Raw genomic sequence first — 19,235 nt, forward strand, 5'->3', positions numbered from 1 at the left:
AGCCATAAAACAAAAAGCGATTAAAGTGGAAACCTTAATCGCTTTTTGTTTTATGGCTGCTTTATTTTTCTGCAATAAGTTCTTTTATATCTCTGATAATCTTATCTGCCAGATTCGAGGCTGTAGTTTCAAATTCAGACTCAGCATAAATGCGGATAATGGGTTCAGTATTTGATTTACGCAGGTGTACCCATTCTTTTTCGAAGTTTATTTTTACGCCGTCTTCGGTATTAATAGGATATTTTTCATAACGGGATTTGATGTTTTCAAGCACTTCGTCCACATTTATGTCCTGAGTAAGTTCAATTTTCTTTTTGGCTATATGGTAATTAGAGTATGTTTTTCTTAAAAAACCAATGGGCTTACCAAATTTGGCCAGATGGCTTAAAAACAAAGCGATTCCTACCAGGGCATCTCTGCCATAGTGTAACTCAGGGAAAATAATCCCGCCATTGCCTTCGCCACCTATTATTGCGCCTGTTTCTTTCATTTTGGCAACCACGTTTACTTCTCCCACTGCGGCAGAGGCATAAGCACCGCCTGCTTTAAGGGTTACATCTTTTAATGCAAGTGAAGACGACAGGTTTGAAACAGTATTTAAGCTATTACTGGCTTTGTTGGCAGCCAGAACGTAGTCTGCTACTGCCACCAGTGTGTATTCTTCTCCAAAGGGCTCGCCATCTTCACAAATAAAGGCCAGGCGGTCAACATCGGGGTCTACAACAATGCCTAAATCATAGTTGCCTTTTCTGGTTTCAGCAGAGATTTCTCTCAGGTTTTCAGGTAGAGGCTCAGGGTTGTGTGCAAACAAACCCGTTGGCTCACAATTGATTAACTTTATTTTTGTTACACCCAGCGCTTCAAGCAGTTGGGGTACAACAGTGCCCCCGGTTGAGTTAACCGCATCTACAGTGATACTGAAATCGGCGTTTGCTATGGCTTCTTTGTCAACCAGTGGCAGGGCCAGAATCAACTCAATATGCTTTTTTACGTAAGAATCATCAAAGGTTATTTTACCCAGGTGTTTTACATCTGCAAATTCAAAATCCTCGGCATCTACAATGGCAAGCAGTTCGGCGCCGTCGCCGGCCGAAATAAATTCTCCTTTTTCATTGAGTAGTTTAAGTGCATTCCACTGAATCGGGTTATGGCTGGCAGTAAGTATAATACCTCCCAGGGCCTGCTCAATAGAAACCGCAATTTCAACAGTAGGTGTAGTTGAAAGGCCCAAATCAACCACATGAAAACCCATGCCAACCAATGTTGAGCTGACCAGATCTGAAACCATTTTACCTGACAGTCGGGCGTCGCGGCCTAAAACAACTTTAGGTTCAGCACCCGGATTCTTCTTTTTAAGCCAGGTACCGTATGCGGCAGCAAACTTTACAATGTCAAGGGGGGTTAAGGCATCACCACTTTTACCGCCGATAGTTCCACGGATGCCGGAAATAGATTTAATGAGCGTCACTTTAATTGAGATTTGGGATTTTTCTTAATTAGGTATAAACACAAAAGATAAAACAAAAAACAATCCATAGTTGTCTTAATATCGGCAAAGATATAAAAAAACTAATGCTTTTGTATCTGGTTTTGCTTGCAAGAGATAAAATAATCAATCGGTGGCTTTAAATACGCCTGATATTTACGTTTGCATCCAGGTGTGATTTGGCGTTTCCTCTAAAACCGCCGGTAATTGGATTTATGAGTTCAGGCTGGGCAGATGAGGCCAGAGTAATGTAATGGTCGTCTATTATTTTTCCTTCGGTGGGGTCAAAACCTCTCCAGCCTGCACCCGGAAGATACACCTCTACCCACGCATGCAGTTCATGTTGCTGTAGTTGGCTGCCATAGCAATATCCACTGGCAAAGCGGGCAGCAATACCTAAAGATTTGCAGCAGGCTATCATCAGTACGGCGTAGTCACGGCAGGTGCCTTTTCGGTTAAGCAGGGTTTTTTCGGCAGGGTTTGCCGGTCCTTGAATGCGTTTCTCGTATACAAAACTGGTTTTTATGTACTTTGAAATTCTCGTCAGAAAGTCAGTGGTTTTCCAGTTGGCTTCTGCTGCAATTTGCCTCGAAAACTGATGTATAAGCGTTGTAACGCCACTCATGTTCAGGTAAGGGTGTAACAGAGACGCTTCTTTTTCGGGATAATGAAAGGGGAGTTTTTCTGCACTGAAAGGAAAATAAAGAAAATGAAAAGGGTTAGTTGGCGCAGAATCAATTTCAAATGATGCCTTAAAGGTGAGTTCTTCACAAGAAGAATTGATGTAGGCAATGTATTGCGCATTGCCTTCCACATCAATATTCTTATATAAGATATTTGCTACGGGATTAATTATAAGTTCAAAACTGCTTACCTCCTGATGAGGAGACGTCTTTGGCGACAAATAAATATAATGGGGCGTCAGAAAAACAGGTTGCGAATATTTATAATGTAAGGTATGTTCAACGCTTAAAATCATAAATTGTTTGTTAAGTACATGTACCTATTGGTCTGAACAATTATTTATTCTTCATCAGTTCCGCTCATTCCTGATAAAAAATGTCCGTTGCTGATTACGACCTGATGAGAAAAATCAAGGTTTCCAACCGGCAAAATTTCTATGTTGCCTTCTTGTAAACCTCCTAATTTAACAGGTATTTTTCTGAAAACTGCCTCTTTGTCGTTTTGTTTTTCGAGAATCATAATAAAATTACCATCGGGCTCTCTTAACACGGCACTTTCGGGTAATGTTCTGGCATTTCTGGTGCCGGTTAATACCCTGGCGTTAATAAACATGCCCGGTATAAGCCTTTGCTCCTGTTGTTCATTGTTCAGGTGCACATGCACATTTATTGCTTTTGAGTCTGTTTCAAAGGTCTGGCCTACCAAAAAAACGGTTCCTTCAACTTTATCGCCCAGTCGCGTGTCATCAATCAATACTTTTTGCCCTTTCTGTATCTTAAAAGCATCTTTTTCAAGAATTTTCAGCTCAACGTGTAAATGCTCTTTGCTGATAATCTCAAACAGTACATCATTCGGGGCTACAGATTTGCCGGTATTGATATTTGTGGCTTTAATGTATCCGCTAATAGGGGCAATAACATTTAATGTTGCAGATATATCGCCTTTTTTAAGTGCAGCAATATTAGTGCCTAATACCCGAAGCTTGGCCTCAAGCGATTTCACAAGCGCCTGGTTACCTTTAAAGTCTGACTCTGCCTGCTGCAATTTCTTTTTTACGCCAATGTCTTCAGCATTCAGGCTTTGCTGGCGCTCCAGTTCTTTTTCAAGAAAACCGGTATGAGCTGCTGCCTGAAAGTAATCCTGCTGCATCTGAATAAATTCAATAGATTCAATTGTAGCCAGTACAGTACCCTTGGTAACAAATCTGCCTGGAAGCGCATTATTAGAAGAGATATTTTTTACAAATCCATTAATGGGCAGGCTGATAGAGGCCATGTTTTCTGGTGGCACATCGGCCACCCCATTGGCTTTAATTTCTTCATTCAGAGGCATCTCTTTAAAGTTCCCCATGCCCAAATGCAGGTTTTTGAATTGTTCAGCCGATACCCTTATAAGCCCGGTGGGGGCATTGGTTTGTGCCGAATCGGCAGTAGAGGTATTTGCCTTTTTATTTGCATCAGTGTTCTTTGTGCAGGCCTGTAGGCATGCAAGGCCTATCAGTGACAGAAAAAAATATGTTTTCATTGTATGTGCCGTTTAGTCTATACCCAGTAGTGTTTCTATCTGAATGATAGTGTGATTAAAATTTAGAACTGTTAGAAGGTAGTCGTCTTTAATTTGCCATGCCTGCTGATTGTTTTGCACCAGCTCAACATAATCAATTTCTCCGCTCTGATAGCTTCTCATGGCATTTTTCATGAGCACGTTGGCCTGTGGTAAAGCGTATTTTTCATAATAGGCAAGCGAACTGCGGTGTTTCTCATAATTGAGCCTTAAAACATGAAGCTGGCCTGTTATCTGGTTTTCGGCCTGCCGCAGATGCGATTCCGCTATTTTTTCGTTCACCTGTGCCGCTTCTATTCTTGCTTTCTGCGCTTTGGTGAAAATCGGTATGCCTATACCGCCGGACACCACCATCTGGTTAAGCTGATGCTCAATACTCTGATTGATGATTCCCAAACGAAAGTCAGGTTTTAATCGCTGTTTTTCAAGGTTAGTCTGCATTTTGCTTACCTCGGTTTGTTGTTCCACAACTGCCAATAGAGGGTTACTCAAGCTGTTGAAAGACCGGCTGATTACGGTGGTATCTCTCTTCAGAGGCAAAGAAAAATCAAGCGAAAAATCATCCTTGCTGTTCAATACTATTTTAAAAGCCTGATAAGCAGCCGATTCGTCTTTGTCCAGTATCCTTAGCCGGTTATTGATGTCCTGTAGCCTTACCTCTGCGCTTATTTTTTCAAGGGCATTGCTTTCGCCGGCTTTATACCGGGCCTGGGCCATTTGCATGGCGCTACGGTATACGCTATCCTGCTGGGTAAGCGCCTGTCTTAATTGCTGATAATAATACAACTGATAGTATAGCTGTTTCAGAGAACCTACAATTTCAGATTTGCGCAGAATCTGGTTTTTCTGGCTGGCAACTACATGGCTTTGCTGCAAATCTGCCTGTGCCTGATACAATTTCGGATGTGCAAATTGTTGCACCAGGCCCAAGGTGTAGTCGTTGGTATAAGGTGTTTGTGTTCTACCCAGCTGCACATCTATATTGGTTTTAGGTAGTTCTCTGGCTGTTTTAACCAGCAATTGTTGGCCTTCGGTTTCAAGACTGCTTATTTTAAGCAGGTAATTGTTTTTGGCGGCTATATCAATACTTTGTTGCAATGATAGCGTTTGCCCTCTGGCGGCTTGTAAAAAAGCCAGCACCACACAAAGTATAAGGCCTGAATGTTTCAGTGTTTGCGTTTTCATTGAACTTTCTTTTTTGAAAATAAGGTATAAATAACGGGTAGTACCACAAGTGTAAGAAGGGTTGCCGAAATAAGGCCACCTATAACCACTGTAGCCAGGGGTTTTTGAACCTCTGCTCCGGCCGAATGCGAAATGGCCATTGGTAAAAAGCCCAGCGATGCAACAGAGGCTGTCATGATTACCGGACGGAACCTGTCTCTGACACCCTGAAAAGTTCTCTGATAGATGTCATCTATTCCTTCACTTTCCAGATGATTCAGGTGGCTCAGCAATACAATGCCGTTAAGAACAGCCACCCCAAACAGTGCAATAAAACCAACCCCTGCCGATATACTGAAGGGCATATCGCGCACCCATAATGCTACTATGCCTCCAATGGCAGAAAGCGGAATAGCGGTGAAAATCATCGAGGCTTCTCTGAAAGATCTGAAAGTAAAATATAGCAGCATGAATATCAGCAACAAGGCTACAGGTACAGCTATACTCAGGCGGTCTTTTGCTTTTTGGAGGTTTTCAAAAGCACCACCATAAACGTAGTAATAACCAGCCGGTAGCTTCACCTGTGCATCAAGTTTCTGGCGGATTTCGTTAACCAGGCTTTCTACATCCCGGTTTTGCGGGCTTATACCAATGGTTATGCGGCGTCTGGTGTTTTCATGTGATATTTGCGCCGGAGCCGAAATATACGAGATGTCGGCCACCTCTTCAAAGTTAACGTAAGAGCCATTGGACAGTTTTACATACAATGCTTTTACGCCGTCAATATCATTTCTGTAGGTAGAGTCAAGCCTCAGAACCATATCAAACCTTTTTTCATCTTCAAACACCGTTCCGGCTTTTTCTCCGGCAAAAGCAGTTTTAAGAACCAGGTTCAGGTCTTCAATATTCAATCCGTATTGAGCCAGTTTTTCTCTTTTATATACTACTGATATCTGTGGTAAACCCACCAGACGTTCAATTTTTATGCTTGCCACGCCGTCAATTTTTTCAATTACTGCGGCACAGGCACTAGCACGCTCAGCCAGTTTTTCAAGGTCGTTTCCGAATATCTTTACCACTATTTCAGAACGTGAGCCGGCAATCATTTCGTTAAAGCGCATCTGAATAGGCTGGGTAAACTCCAGGCTCATGCCCGGTACCTCGCGGGTAATTACATCGGCCATTTTTTCAAATATTTCTTCTTTGGTTTTGGCTGATACCCATTCTGATTTGTCTTTCATCGATATCATCAGGTCTGACATCTCAACTGGCATTGGGTCTGTTGGTACTTCTGATGCACCTATACGGCCAACAATTTGCTGTATTTCCGGGAAATGCTTCTTCAATGCTTTTTGAGCCCTGGTGGTGGCGTCTACAGTTGCAGAAAGTGATGTGCCGGGCGGAGTCTGAAAATCAATAGCTATATCTCCTTCTTCAAGTGTGGGTATAAATTCTCCCCCGAGTGTTGAGAAAATCCAGATACTAAAGCCAAATAGCCCGAATGCAATGCCTATTACCAGTTTTTTTCTCTGTAAAGCCCATTTGAACAAGGGCTGGTAAGCATTGAAAACTGAATTAACGATGGTGTCTGAAATTTTGAAGTGTTTGTTGCCTTCATTTTTAAGAAGCAATGCCGAAACTGCCGGTACGTAGGTAAGTGAAAGCACCAGTGCCGACACAATGGCAAGGCTCACTGTAATAGCCATTGGTTTAAACATTTTGCCTTCAACACCAGACAAGGTAAGCAGCGGCAGGTAAACAGTGAGGATGATGATAACTCCGAAGATGGCCGAATTAAGGATTTTTGAAGTTGCCTTAAATACCAGATTATCCATTTCCGGCTGATTCAGTTTTGTTTTCTGAGGTACCATACTCCGGTCTTGCAGGTAATGCAGTATGCCTTCCACCACAATTATTGACCCGTCAATTATCAGCCCGAAGTCAATAGCACCCAGGCTCATCAGATTGGCAGAAATGCCGAAGGTGTTCATCAGGCTCAGCGTTACAAGCATTGATAGCGGTATAACAGAGGCCACCAGCAAGCCTGCTCTGATACTACCCATAAGCAGCACCAGCACAAATACCACAATAAGCCCCCCTTCAATAAGATTGGTTTCTACTGTATGTATGGCCTTGTCAATCAGTTTGGTACGGTCTATAAATGCATTAATCACCAGGCCTTCGGGCAAAGTTTTCTGAATACGGGCTATCCGCTCTTTTACACCCTTAATGGTTTTTTCAGAGTCGGCACCTTTCAGCATCAGCACTACTGCACCAACTGTTTCTCCTTTTCCGTTCTGGGTCATGGCGCCAAAGCGGTTGGCATGGCCAAATTGTACGGTGGCTACCTCCTTTACCAGCAACGGCACATTGCCTGCTGTTTTTATCACAATGTTTTCTATATCGCTCAGGGTTTTGGTGGTTCCTTCACCTCTGATAAAATACGCCTGGTTGTTTTTTTCTATATAGCTGCCGCCAGTGTTGGCATTGTTCCTGCTCAGGGCGTCAAACAATTCAGAAAGGCTGGTGTTATTGGCACGGAGGCGCTCTGGGTTTGCGCTTATTTCATATTGTTTGACGTATCCGCCAAAACTGCTGATTTCTATAACTCCTTTTACACCTGCTAACTGCCGTTTTACTATCCAGTCCTGAATAGTCCGTAAGTCTGTCAGTGAATAGCGCTCTTCGTATCCTTTACGGGGTACAATGGTGTACTGGTAAATTTCGCCAAGGCCTGTGGTTATCGGAGCAAGCTCGGGCTTGCCAAATTGCGTTGGTATTTTGTCTTCAGTGGCTTTTAGCTGCTCGGCAACCAGTTGCCTGGCTTGCAGCATTTGTATTGATTCGTCGAACACGATGGTAATAACCGAAAGCCCAAGGCGCGAGGTAGACCGAATTTCTTCTACTCCCTGCAGGTTGGCCATTTGTTGCTCAATTGGTGAAGTAATGTATTGCTCCACTTCCTGTGCTGCCAGGGTAGGTGTTTGAGATAAAATTACCACCTGATTATTGGTAACATCAGGTATGGCATCTATGGGCAATTGGGTGAGGGAGTATCCGCCCCAGCCAATCAGACCCAATACCATCATACCGATGATAATTTTATTTTTGATACTAAATTTTATGATGGCATCAAACATGATGTTAATGAGAAAATGTGAGGTAGAATATTTAATATTGATATAACAGAATAAGCCTAGCGGAATCAGTGCATCACTGACCCGGATAGCCGTTTAAATGAGAGAGAAGATTAGGCCCTGGGAGGGTTGAGTAAGTTTAACTCGACAGAAAAGAAGTAATGATTAAGCCAGTTGAAATGGTCTTCTTTACTGATAAATGAGAGTACTGCCGTACCGCTAAAGGATAATAGCGACGGTAAAAGATACATATAGCTTACACCGTTAATATCAAAAGAGGGTAAGCTCGGATGTTTTGTTTTGGCGTGTTCTGAGTTGGCTGAGTAATGCATAACAAGAAAAACCCAGAGATTAAAGTCTTTGGGTGCATCTCTTTTATGCTGGTAGTAGTGTGTTACAAGTTCTGAAAGCTTAATTGACTGGCTCCAGTTTACTTTCGGAACAAGGCTACCTAATGAGATGGTAATAAACAGTATGACAGCAATGAAACGCCGCAAATATTTATAGATGTTTTGTACAAATATAATAGTATATCTATACAATTGGTTCATTAAAATAGACAAATGCGGCGTTTTGGCAGAATTTTTCAGTAATTCATAATCATTATAAATAATTATTTATTTCAGGGTCTGTTTTTCTACACCTTCGTTGGTTATTACAATCGGTTTTATAAGGCCTTTTTTATCAAAAAACATTTGGTCAATGCAGGTTACCCTTGAATTACCATCGGTTTCAGTTAATGGCCTGCGGTGGTAAACTATGTACCAGTCTTTGCTGCCTTCAGCATGGATGACCGAATGATGACCCGCACCTGTGGCTATGGCAGGGTTTTGTTGTAGTATTTTACCTATGCGCTTAAATGGCCCGAAGGGGGTATCGGCAATGGCATAGGCAACACTGTAGTTGGGGCCAGTCCAGCCGCCTTCCGACCACATAAAGTAATATTTGCCATCTTTTTTAAACATAAATGGTCCTTCAACATAGTTTTCCGGGGTAATCTCTTTAAATATACTTCCGTCTTCATAAGGTATAAAACCCGTAAAATCTTTTTTCAGATGAGCAATGTTGCAGTGTCTCCAGCCGCCATAAATAAGGTAGTATTCGTCATTGTCTTTAAATACAAACTGGTCGATAGGTTGGGCTCCATTATGAAATTTGTCTATCAGTGGTTTGCCCAGGTAATCTCTGAATGGCCCTTCAGGTTTATTGGCAACAGCTATGCCTATGCCACCCAATTCTTTGTCGCTCTGAATATCATTGGCACCAAAGAAGAGATAATACTTTTTATCTTTTTCAATAATAGATGGCGCCCACATGGCACGTTTTGCCCATTTTATAGATGCGGTGTCTAATATGCGTTCATGTTTGGTCCAGGTTACGAGATCCGGAGAAGAAAAGGCATCAAAAAATACCTGTTTGCCATAAGGAGCCGAGTAGGTGGGGTATATCCAATACTTTTTGCCGAAAATGGTACCTTCGGGGTCGGCGTACCATCCTTGAAAAACGGGGTTTCCGGCTGTTTTTTTGTTTTGAGCAAAGATACAACTAACAGCCAAGGCTATTAGCAGTGTGGTTAACAGAAAACGAACCGGGCTTTTTAGCTTTAACATAGGTTTTGATAGAAAATAAGGTTGAAATTTTTTGAGTTGTAAATATAAGCCACAAATGTTTATTTTCTGAAGGAACAACCAATTAAGCCAGGTAGTCGTCATGGCTTTTAAACGATGTAACATCGGTATTTAAGGTAATGAAGTTAAATATGGCAGCAGAACCAGGTTTTAATTGAAGCCTTGTTTTAAAAAAATGCATTCGTTAAAGGCAATGCCCTTCAATAAAAGTTGATATATTTGTATAAGATTATCTTCAATTACCCCGTTGTTACTAAAATCCAGAAGCATTCTGTCTATTTAAATCAGCATCATGACAAGAAAAATTCCATATCTGTTTTTTGCTTTCTTCTTATGTATCAGCTCTCTATGTTTTGCTCAGCCTCCCGGATTTATCGATGAAAAAATCTCTGATAACTGGACAATACCCGTTGGGCTGACTTTCGATAAATTGGGTAGAATGTATGTTTGGGAAAAAGCAGGGAAAATATATATGGTCGAAAAGGGAGTAAAGAATCCGGTTCCTGTTTTAGATATCAGTGAAGAAGTACTTAATTTCAATGATCATGGGCTCAATGGAGTTGTTCTGGACCCTGATTTCCTTAACAACGGCCATATTTATCTGCTTTATACTGCCAGAAGGCATCATGTTTTATACTATGGCACGCCCGAGTATAATCCTGGCATTGAAGAAAATTTTAAAACATCTATCGGCAGGGTTACCAGATATACGCTCAAAAAAGATGATGACTTTAAAAGTACTGATTACAATAGCCGGAAAGTACTGATTGGAGAGAGTATATCAACAGGTATTCCTATTCTGACAGATAATCATGGTGTTGGTTCTTTGGTTTTCGGGAAAGATGGTACCTTGCTTGTGTCGGTGGGCGATGCATCTATTACCAGCGAGCCACCATCTGATGACAGTAAAAGTCCATGGTTTCTTGAAGCTATTGAAGTAGGCATTATTACTCCTGAGCTAAACGTAAATGCTTTTAAAAGCCAGATTATTAATTGCTTTAACGGTAAATTGCTTAGAATTGACCCAGTAACCGGCGATGGACTGGCCTCTAACCCTTTCTATGAGGCAGCAAACCCCAGAGCGGCGAAATCTAGAGTCTGGGCTTATGGTTTGCGTAATCCGTTCCGGTTTGTGGTGCAACCAAATACTGGTAGCACGAATCCGGCAGATGGTAATCCGGGTACTTTATTTGTAGGTGATGTAGGCTGGGACCACCGGGAAGAAATTAATATAGTAACTAAAGGTGGGCAGAATTTTGGCTGGCCCATGTATGAAGGTATTAGCTATGTAAATCAGTCATATTCAGACTCGGCTTACAGGCCTGTGAATCCGGTAATGCCGATTGTTGAGTGGCGAGGGCCTTTGGCGCAAAGTACAGTTAATGGCGAAACTTATGGCGTTGGGTCTCTTCAGTTTAAAGGGAATCCTTTTACGGGGATTGCTTCAATAGGTGGTATTTTTGATACATCAGATGCTTTTCCGGAAAATTACAGGAATCTGTATTTTCAGGGTGACTACCAAGGCTGGGTAAAAGCATTCAGGCTTAACGGTAACAACAATGCAGTTGAGGTAATTGATATCACAGACGGTGTTTTTCCGACTTGCTTTGCCCAGAACCCACTTGATGGCAGTATTTATTATGTCAGCTATGATTATCCGGATAAAAATGAGGTTAGAAGAATTTACTTTGACCCTCAGGCAAACCTGAGACCAATTGTAGTTGCTGAGATGTCGACCAATTACGGTAAAACACCCCTATTTGTTAAGTTTAAAGCCAGCGATTCAAAAGACCCTGAGGGTGGACCCTTAAAATTTCATTGGGATTTTGGAGACGGGATTACTTCTGATGAGCCTGACCCATACAATGTGTATATTCATACGGACGACCAAATTAAAGAAGCAACCGTAACACTTACTGTTACAGATAACGTGGGTAAGTCAGACACCAAAACGTTTGTGGTCTATCTGAATAATACCCCACCGAAAATATTAAAAACAAGCATTGATTCGCTCGATAGTTTTTCAAATGTAGCAGACTACAAAGTAAAACTTTCGGCATCTGTTGTTGATGATGAACATACTGATTTATCGTATCAATGGATAGTTGTGTTGCACCATGACCAGCACACCCATTTTGTAACCAGTTTTAAAAAACCGGAGGGAGAGGTTGTTTTGGGTCGCGTGCCATGCGATAACCAGGAGTATTACTACAGAATAAGTCTTGTGGTAACTGACCCAACAGGTTTAAGTGGTACTTTCAACAAAGGCGTAATTCCGATTTGTCCAAAAGACCCTGACCCGGATCCTGACCCCGACCCTAATCCGGATCCCGACCCAGATCCTGACCCTGACCCGGAAGAAATTATCCTGGGGGTTTATCCAAATCCTACCCCAAACACGATTTCTTTGCTGGCCAATAAAGATTTTGAAAATCAATTTGTAAAAATAAACCTGGTTGATAGCAGAGGCCAGTCAATAAGCAAAAAAGAGGGCTATTGGGTAAACTTGAAAGAAGACGTGAATAAGGCTTTGTCGAGCCAGAGTATAGGAATCTATTTTCTTACTATAAATTACGGCGACAAAACCAGGGTTTTCAGAATTTATAAAGAATAGCCACAAAAAAGCCGGATGATTATAGATTCATCCGGCTTTTGAATATAAAAAGAAAGCCAATTTTAAAGATAAACTACCTGCCCCGTTTTTACAGATTCATCGCAGGCAAAAGCAATTTTCAAGCTATTTACGGCATCCTGAATGTGGTCTGTCAGGTCTAGATCATCCTGTATAGCTTTCAGAAAATATCTTTGTTCTCTGTTGCAAAGTTCCTGATGGTCAGGCTCGTCAGTCAGGTTTATCCATTCATCATCTTGTAAAAACTGATTTTTTACGTCAATGTCGGCATGATGAAAACGTAACGACTCCGTTTTGGTGTGAGAATCGACATTGTCTGACTTGCCGGTGCCGCCTGCTTCTTTCGCTACAATTGAAACACAGCCTTTAGGGCCTATAACGTCTTTAACAAAAAATGCGGTTTCGCTCATCATGGGTCCCCAGCCTGCTTCATACCAGCCTACTGAGCCATCTTCAAATCTGATTTGCAACTGGCCGTAGTTATAATTATCCTGCGGAATATCATCTGTCAATCTGGCGCCAATTGCTGTTACCTGTAAGGGTTTAGAGCGGGTCATCTGGCACATTACGTCTATATAATGCACGCCGCAATCTACAATAGGGCTAAGGCTTTTCATCAGGTTGCGGTGCACATCCCACATATTGCCGTGGCTCTGCTGGTTAAGATTCATCCGCATTACCAGAGGCTTACCAAGCTGATGCGACAACTCTACGAATTTTTCCCATGACGGGTGATGACGCAAAATATAACCTACAACCAATTTTTTGCCATACTTATTGGCTGCGGCAGCCACTCTTTCTGCACCTTCTACGGTGTCGGCCACCGGCTTTTCTATAAATACATGGGCACCACTTTCAAAGGCTTTGATGGCAAACGCCTCGTGGGTGTCGGGGTAAGTAGAAATACAAACGGCATCAGGCTTGGTTTTGGCCAATGCTTCGTCGTAATCTGAGAACAAAGGATAACCACCCCCAAGGCGCTCATTTAATACTTCTTTACTTTTACCGGTTGAAACAATACCGCAAATTTCAAATCCGCCAATGGTTTTGTAGGCAATAGCATGCGATGCCCCCATATTACCACAGCCAACTACTAATACTCTGATCTGGCTCATAAGTTTTGTTTTACTAAATTAGGGTTGCTCAATTAACAACGGAAAAACTATATTTTTTACCTTGATAAATTACAAATTTATAATCTTAAACGTTCCCAAGCCGGCTGTGGAGCTCCATAATGCAGTGAAGAGAATGATGTTATGTTTTCAACATATCTTGAAAATACAATATATATTATTTTTACAATTTAGGTGATACATTTAAAATAAATTCTATTTATCGAAATATTTGTATTTTCTTGAAACTGTGAAAGTTTCTGACTGTATAGCTACTGACTAACGGGTACTTAATTCATCAAGAGCCAGCCATGCCATTAAACCCGGGCCAATCTCAAGGGCTGTTTCATCAATATCAAAAGTAGGGGTATGCACACCAGAAATTATGCCTTTGGCCTCATTTCTGGTTCCCAGTCGGTAAAAGCATGAGTCAACCACCTGAGAGTAAAACGCAAAGTCTTCACCCGCCATCCATAAATCAAGGTCAATTACGTTTTCTTTGCCCATGTAAGCAGTAGCAGCTGTTTTCATGCGGCGGGTCAATTCAGGATGGTTTTTCAGAAAAGGGTAACCTCTTACAATTTCAAAATCACAGATACCGCCCATGGCTTCTGTAATGCCCTCTGCCATTTTTTTCATGCGTCGCAGCCCGTCTTCTCTCCATTCTTCATCCATACATCTGAAAGTCCCCTGAATGGTAACCTCATTAGGAATCACATTAGTAACGCCATCGGCAATGAATCTCCCAAAAGAAAGTACCGAAGGGTTGGCCGGTTTTTTATTGCGGGAAATTATCTGTTGAAGTGAAACAATTACATGCGAGGCAATCAGTACGGGGTCAATTAATTGGTCGGGCATGGCGCCGTGTCCGCCTTTGCCTTTAATGGTCAGGTAGAGTTCATCGGTACTGGCCATGTACATCCCTTCCCGGAATCCGATTTTACCAACAGGCACATTAGGCGCCACATGTTGCCCCAGCATACTGGCAGGAGCCGGATTTTCAAGTACGCCTTCTTTTATCATAATGGATGCCCCACCAGGGGCTTTTTCTTCCGCCGGCTGAAAAACCAGCTTGATGGTTCCTTCAAATTCATCTTTCAGTTGGCTCAGAATACGTGCTGTGCCTAACAAAGAAGACGTATGTACATCATGCCCGCAAGCGTGCATAACGCCCTCATTAACCGATTTATAGGGCACATCGTTTTTCTCAAAAATGGGTAAGGCATCCATATCGGCTCTCAGACCCACCACTTTGCTTTCAGGATTGCGCCCTTCAATAAGCGCTACTACACCTGTATCAGCAATGCCTTCCTGTGGAGACAGGCCAAGGTCTTTCAGCTTTTGTGCAACAAATCTGGCTGTATTGTATTCCTGAAACGAAAGCTCGGGATTAGTATGCAGATAACGGCGATTGGCAATAGTTTCAGCGGCATATTCTTTGGCCAGCTGTTTTATTTTTGAGTCGAGAGACATAGGCGTAACAGTAGTTAACAAACAAAGCAGTATTTATCTGCCTGTAATTCAAACTTATATTCAGGCCGCTAAGATACGCATGTATCGTGGCTTTATTGAGTAATTAAACAAAAAATAGTGCTACCCGGTAGCTGGCACTATAAATTAAACCGGGTAGCTTTTTTTATTTTTCGGTTTTAGGTTCTTCTGTTTTTTCTGCGGGCAAATCTTCCCCTTTCAGGTAATTGGGCAGATTCAGCCCGGCCATATTGAAAAGGTCGTTTAGCGGGGGTACTGTTTTCATCATGCCAGATACAAAATTAGCAGTAGATGAGTTGCCGTTTTCAGAGGTACCATTGCCAGAGTCCCACACTGTAATTTTATCAATTTTAATGTTTTTGACAGCCTCTACCTGTGTTTTAACTAATTCAGGTAGTTTTTCAATCAGCAATAGCTGGAACGCCTTGGTTGGGTCGCCGCCGGCAGCAGCTACTACCTCTTTATAACCTTCGGCCTGCTTGGTTAGTATTTCATATAAACCTTTTGCTTCGGCTTCCATTTTGGCATAAATGGCATCAGCCTCACCTTTGGCATTTTCTCTGATGCGTTCTGCTTCGGCCTGGGCTTCTATAATGGCTCTCTGCTTGGCAATTTCAGCAGGCACCACAATATTGGCAATTTGGGTAGAGCGTTCTCTTTCCGAGCGAGCCAACTCTGCTTTTTGCTCGGCTACATAGGCTTCTTCCAATGCTTTGGCCTGTTGCACTTTTTCGGCCGAAATGGCCAGACGAAGCGCTTCTGCCTCTTTTTCTCTTCTTTGTGCCTCAGAATTGGCAATTGAAATGCGGGCTTCGTTTTCGCCCTGCACGGCAACGGCATTGGCCTCTGCCGTTTTTACACGGGTGTCGCGGCTGGCTTCAGCCTTACCAATGGCTTCATCTTTACCTGCCGATGCGATGCTGATTTCTCTGTCTTTCTGGGTTATTGCAATTTTAACGTCTCGGTCGCGGTGAGTTTCGGCAATCTGTGTATCTCTTTCACGGTCGGCCATGGCTTTACCGGTTTCCCCGATTTTCTCTTGTTCAGCCACACTTATCTTTGCTTCATTAATGGCCTTTGCTGCTGCCTCTTTACCCAATGCTTCAATATAGCCAGACTCATCTTTAATGTCTGTTACGTTAACGTTTATTAGCTTCAAACCGATTTTTTTCAGTTCTGTATCAACGTTTTTCGATATGTTATCCAGAAACTTGTCACGGTCTGAATTGATTTCCTCAATGGTCATTGTGGCAATTACCAAACGCAACTGACCAAACAGGATGTCTTTAGACAGCTCCTGAATCTGGTCGGCGCTCAGGCCTAATAGTCTTTCAGCGGCGTTATTCATACTATCGGCCTCGGTTGAAATAGCAATAGTAAACCGGCAGGGTACATCTACCCTGATATTCTGGCGGCTCAGCGCATTGGTCAGGTTGGCCTCAATTGAGATGGGTTTCAAATCAAGAAAGGCAAAGTCCTGAAACACCGGCCAGATAAATTCGCCCCCTCCGTGAATACATTTAGCCGAGCTGCCGCCTGTTCTACCATAAATCACCAGAATTTTATCAGAGGGGCATCTTTTGTATCTTGAAATAAGAGCCGTGATTGTTACAAATAGCACAAACACCGCCACAACAATAATTAAAAGTGGAGAAGTCATTTTTAAAAGAAGTGTTTAAATGATTAAATTTTTTCTACAATTAAGGTGTTGTTTTCAACGCCGATGATTCTGACAGACTCGCCGGTTTTGATTCTTTCTTGAGTAGTTATGGCGTCCAGTTCAAAAAAAGCGCCTTTTACGCTTATCTGTACTTTGCCTTTACCATTCTTTTGACCAGGGATGCTCAAATAAACCGAGCCGACCTGATTGATAGTGCTTGCAATACGGAAGGTATTGTTTTGAGATAGTTTTCTTATCTGCAAAATGATAAAGAAAAAAAGGGCAACAAAACCGGCCCCAACTAAAATGGCAAGGGCAATTAGCAAAAGAGGGTTGGCTATCAGTTGGTAAAATGAAATGCCTGTCCAACTGAATCCTAAAAGAAAATTGATAAGGTTCCGGAACGAAAAAAGCTGGAAGGGTTCATCGGTACCACTCATGTCTCCATCAAAATCAGCATCAAGGCCGTCGGCCGCATCAACTCCTGCAAACGTCAGGATGGTCTGAATCAGAAAGATAACACTAGTCGGCACAGCCACATACCAGAAGGAACGGAGCAGAGGCTCTAAGTTGTTTAAAAAATCCATAGGGTTTAATGAAGTTTATGTCAAAAGCCAAAAGTTTAATACCCCAAAATAATGAAATTATCGGGTAAACGTGCCAGGTGATTTTGACAAGAGGGCGAAATGAATTAGAAACCGGTTTGAAAATGGTGTGTTTTACTATTTTACCAGCAGCATTGTGGAGTAAAAGCAGGCAAATGTGATGGTTTTTATGATGTTTAATTTTTTATTAAAAATGTATCATCAGGTTTTTCGTTTCTTCTTTTTGGCCGAAGGAAACAATACGTTGTTGAGAATAAGTCTGTAGCCGGGTGAATGCGGAAAAAGATTCAGGTCGGTAGGAATGCGGTGAAAACCCCGCCGACCCTCGGGGTCATGGCCACCGTAGAAAACCCATTGGCCAAGACCGAGTTCACCATAAATATAGCGGTCAGACTCCCTTCCTTCGCCCATCACCAGTACATTGGGTTTAACAGTCTTTTTATTAAACGAAGAAGTTTGTCCCATAAACTCCCTGATCAGATGCTCATGGTTCTGGCAAAGCATGGCCGGGATGACATCCCACTTGGCTGAGAATTCGAACAAATTGAAATAAGAAGTTATTTCGTCGTCAAAGCGGCCAGACCATACGTTGATGTCTGAAAAAGACATAGAACCATAATAGCCCTCGTTATCGTTAAGCGACAGGTTGAAGTTATGAAAGGCCAGTGTTTTGTCGAAATCCAGTTTCGACTGCGCTTGGGCGTCTATGTCGTCGCCATCAAACCGGCTACTTACGATATCGGTATTTTCGGCAGATAGCGCAATGTCAAGCGTTTCAGCCCCCGAACACATAGCAAACAGGTATCCTCCGCCCATACAAAACATCTTTATCATTTTGGCGACATCCAGTTTCAGGCTCGAAATCTTTCTGTAATTAAGCCTGCGGGCAATGTCTTCCTGTGCTTTCATATCGGCAGGCGACATCCGACGCATGTTTTTGCCGAACTGGCCTGTAAAATCTTCATGATGCAAATGCAGCCAGTCATACTTGGCTAAATCTCCTCTGATAATCTCTTCATCATAAATAACCTCAAACGGAATCTCGGCATATTTTAATGCCAGTAAAACGGCGTCGGTATCTTCAAAATTTGAAAGGCTTATTTTAACGGGCGAGTAAACAGCAATTTTGGCGGCTTTATATAGTCGCACCATTTCCATGTTTACGTCGGGGTCTGAAATTTCTCTTTTGATGGTTTGTACCCTGGCAGACGATAGCACCTCAAAAGCTACCCCTCTGACCAGGCATTCTTTCTGCAGCGTAGGCGTGTAATCGAACAAAAAGCTACCACCTCTGTAATTTATAAGCCAGTCCAGTTCAAGGTTGGCTTGTAAATGCTGGTAGGCAATACCATAGGCTTTCAGATGGTTCGATTGACTGTCGTCCATCGGTATCAGTATTGAGTTGGCAAAAGATTGCCAGGCGTTCAATAATAAGCATAGAACCAGTAATTTCTTTGCCATTGCCCAGGTAAGTTTTTAATCAAATATACTAAGCAATTTTAAAGATTCAGTATTTTTTGTCTTTTTATTTGCTGATAACCAATGCTTTAGTGCAAGTGTTAAAGGTTGGTGGATTTTACCAGAGAAAAAGAATATTACCTGATAGTTTGTAGCGATTGGTTATGCGGGTAATAAAATTAACAACAATCGTGCATTAAGAAGTAAAGTTTTGATTGGGTTCTATGAGGTCCCATAAATTACCGTATAAATCCTCAAATACAGCTACTGTTCCGTACTCTTCTACTGACGGTTCTCTTATAAAACTGATTTGTTGGGCTGTCATATTTTCATAATCCCGCCAGAAGTTTTCTGTAAAAAGAAATAAAAAAACACGCCCGCCTGTCTGATTCCCGATTCTTGTTTCCTGCTCTTCTGATGATGCCTTAGCCAGCAATAAACTGCAACCCGAAGTGTTTCCGGGAGGGCTAACGATTACCCAGCGTTTGTTGTCGTTTAAGGGAGTGTCCTGAAGGAGCTTGAAATTCAATTTTTTTGTGTAAAATTCTATGGCTTCATCATAATCCTTTACAATTAAGGATATCCGGGCAATTTGCTGTTTCATGGCTTTGGTGA

The 19,235-nt window shown here is 42.2% G+C and carries 14 protein-coding genes; 1 reads left to right on the top strand and 13 read right to left on the bottom strand.

Features of this window, described 5'->3' with window-relative positions; all coding sequences use genetic code 11:
- Nucleotides 1-61: 61 nt before the first annotated feature.
- From glmM to MB380_RS05460, 7 genes are all read right to left on the bottom strand, one after another.
- Nucleotides 62-1,468, bottom strand: a complete 1,407-nt coding sequence (gene glmM, locus MB380_RS05430; protein ID WP_253533788.1) for a phosphoglucosamine mutase — start codon at nt 1,466-1,468, stop codon at nt 62-64.
- 157 nt (nt 1,469-1,625) lie between these two features.
- Nucleotides 1,626-2,465 carry a transglutaminase family protein gene (locus MB380_RS05435; RefSeq protein WP_253533789.1) on the bottom strand — a complete coding sequence of 280 codons (840 nt, stop codon included), beginning with the start codon at nt 2,463-2,465 and terminating at the stop codon, nt 1,626-1,628.
- 44 nt (nt 2,466-2,509) lie between these two features.
- On the bottom strand, nt 2,510-3,694 hold the full coding sequence (locus MB380_RS05440; RefSeq protein ID WP_253533790.1) for an efflux RND transporter periplasmic adaptor subunit: 1,185 nt from the start codon (nt 3,692-3,694) through the stop codon (nt 2,510-2,512).
- Between the two features lie 12 nt (nt 3,695-3,706).
- Entirely contained in the window at nt 3,707-4,918 is a 1,212-nt protein-coding gene (locus tag MB380_RS05445) for a TolC family protein (RefSeq protein ID WP_253533791.1), read from the bottom strand.
- Nucleotides 4,915-8,037: an efflux RND transporter permease subunit gene (locus MB380_RS05450; RefSeq protein WP_253533792.1), complete on the bottom strand. Its 3,123-nt coding sequence runs from the start codon at nt 8,035-8,037 to the stop codon at nt 4,915-4,917. The genes MB380_RS05445 and MB380_RS05450 overlap by 4 nt, the downstream gene beginning before the upstream one ends.
- A gap of 110 nt (nt 8,038-8,147) precedes the next feature.
- Nucleotides 8,148-8,531, bottom strand: coding sequence for a hypothetical protein (locus MB380_RS05455; RefSeq protein ID WP_253533793.1), 384 nt, complete (start codon nt 8,529-8,531; stop codon nt 8,148-8,150).
- 120 nt (nt 8,532-8,651) lie between these two features.
- Entirely contained in the window at nt 8,652-9,644 is a 993-nt protein-coding gene (locus MB380_RS05460) for a glycoside hydrolase family 43 protein (protein ID WP_253533794.1), read from the bottom strand.
- 310 nt (nt 9,645-9,954) lie between these two features.
- Here MB380_RS05460 and MB380_RS05465 point away from each other — a divergent pair, with 310 nt between their 5' ends.
- Nucleotides 9,955-12,276 carry a PQQ-dependent sugar dehydrogenase gene (locus tag MB380_RS05465; protein WP_253533795.1) on the top strand — a complete coding sequence of 774 codons (2,322 nt, stop codon included), beginning with the start codon at nt 9,955-9,957 and terminating at the stop codon, nt 12,274-12,276.
- Nucleotides 12,277-12,338: 62 nt separating this feature from the next.
- Here MB380_RS05465 and MB380_RS05470 read toward each other — a convergent pair whose 3' ends face one another.
- From MB380_RS05470 to MB380_RS05495, 6 genes are all read right to left on the bottom strand, one after another.
- Complete coding sequence (locus MB380_RS05470; RefSeq protein ID WP_253535537.1) at nt 12,339-13,370, bottom strand: Gfo/Idh/MocA family protein; 1,032 nt, start codon at nt 13,368-13,370, stop codon at nt 12,339-12,341.
- Nucleotides 13,371-13,685: 315 nt separating this feature from the next.
- On the bottom strand, nt 13,686-14,879 hold the full coding sequence (locus tag MB380_RS05475) for a M20 family metallopeptidase (RefSeq protein ID WP_253533796.1): 1,194 nt from the start codon (nt 14,877-14,879) through the stop codon (nt 13,686-13,688).
- Between the two features lie 163 nt (nt 14,880-15,042).
- Nucleotides 15,043-16,557: a flotillin family protein gene (locus tag MB380_RS05480; protein ID WP_253533797.1), complete on the bottom strand. Its 1,515-nt coding sequence runs from the start codon at nt 16,555-16,557 to the stop codon at nt 15,043-15,045.
- A 23-nt stretch (nt 16,558-16,580) separates the two neighbouring features.
- On the bottom strand, nt 16,581-17,144 hold the full coding sequence (locus tag MB380_RS05485) for an NfeD family protein (RefSeq protein WP_253533798.1): 564 nt from the start codon (nt 17,142-17,144) through the stop codon (nt 16,581-16,583).
- 219 nt (nt 17,145-17,363) lie between these two features.
- Complete coding sequence (locus MB380_RS05490) at nt 17,364-18,623, bottom strand: asparagine synthetase B (protein ID WP_253533799.1); 1,260 nt, start codon at nt 18,621-18,623, stop codon at nt 17,364-17,366.
- Nucleotides 18,624-18,816: 193 nt separating this feature from the next.
- A complete protein-coding gene (locus MB380_RS05495; RefSeq protein ID WP_253533800.1) occupies nt 18,817-19,224 on the bottom strand; it encodes a VOC family protein in 408 nt (135 codons plus the stop codon).
- Nucleotides 19,225-19,235: the final 11 nt, after the last annotated feature.

The organism is Emticicia sp. 21SJ11W-3 (assembly GCF_024138715.1).
In the GTDB taxonomy this organism is placed as follows: Bacteria; Bacteroidota; Bacteroidia; order Cytophagales; family Spirosomataceae; genus Emticicia; species Emticicia fluvialis.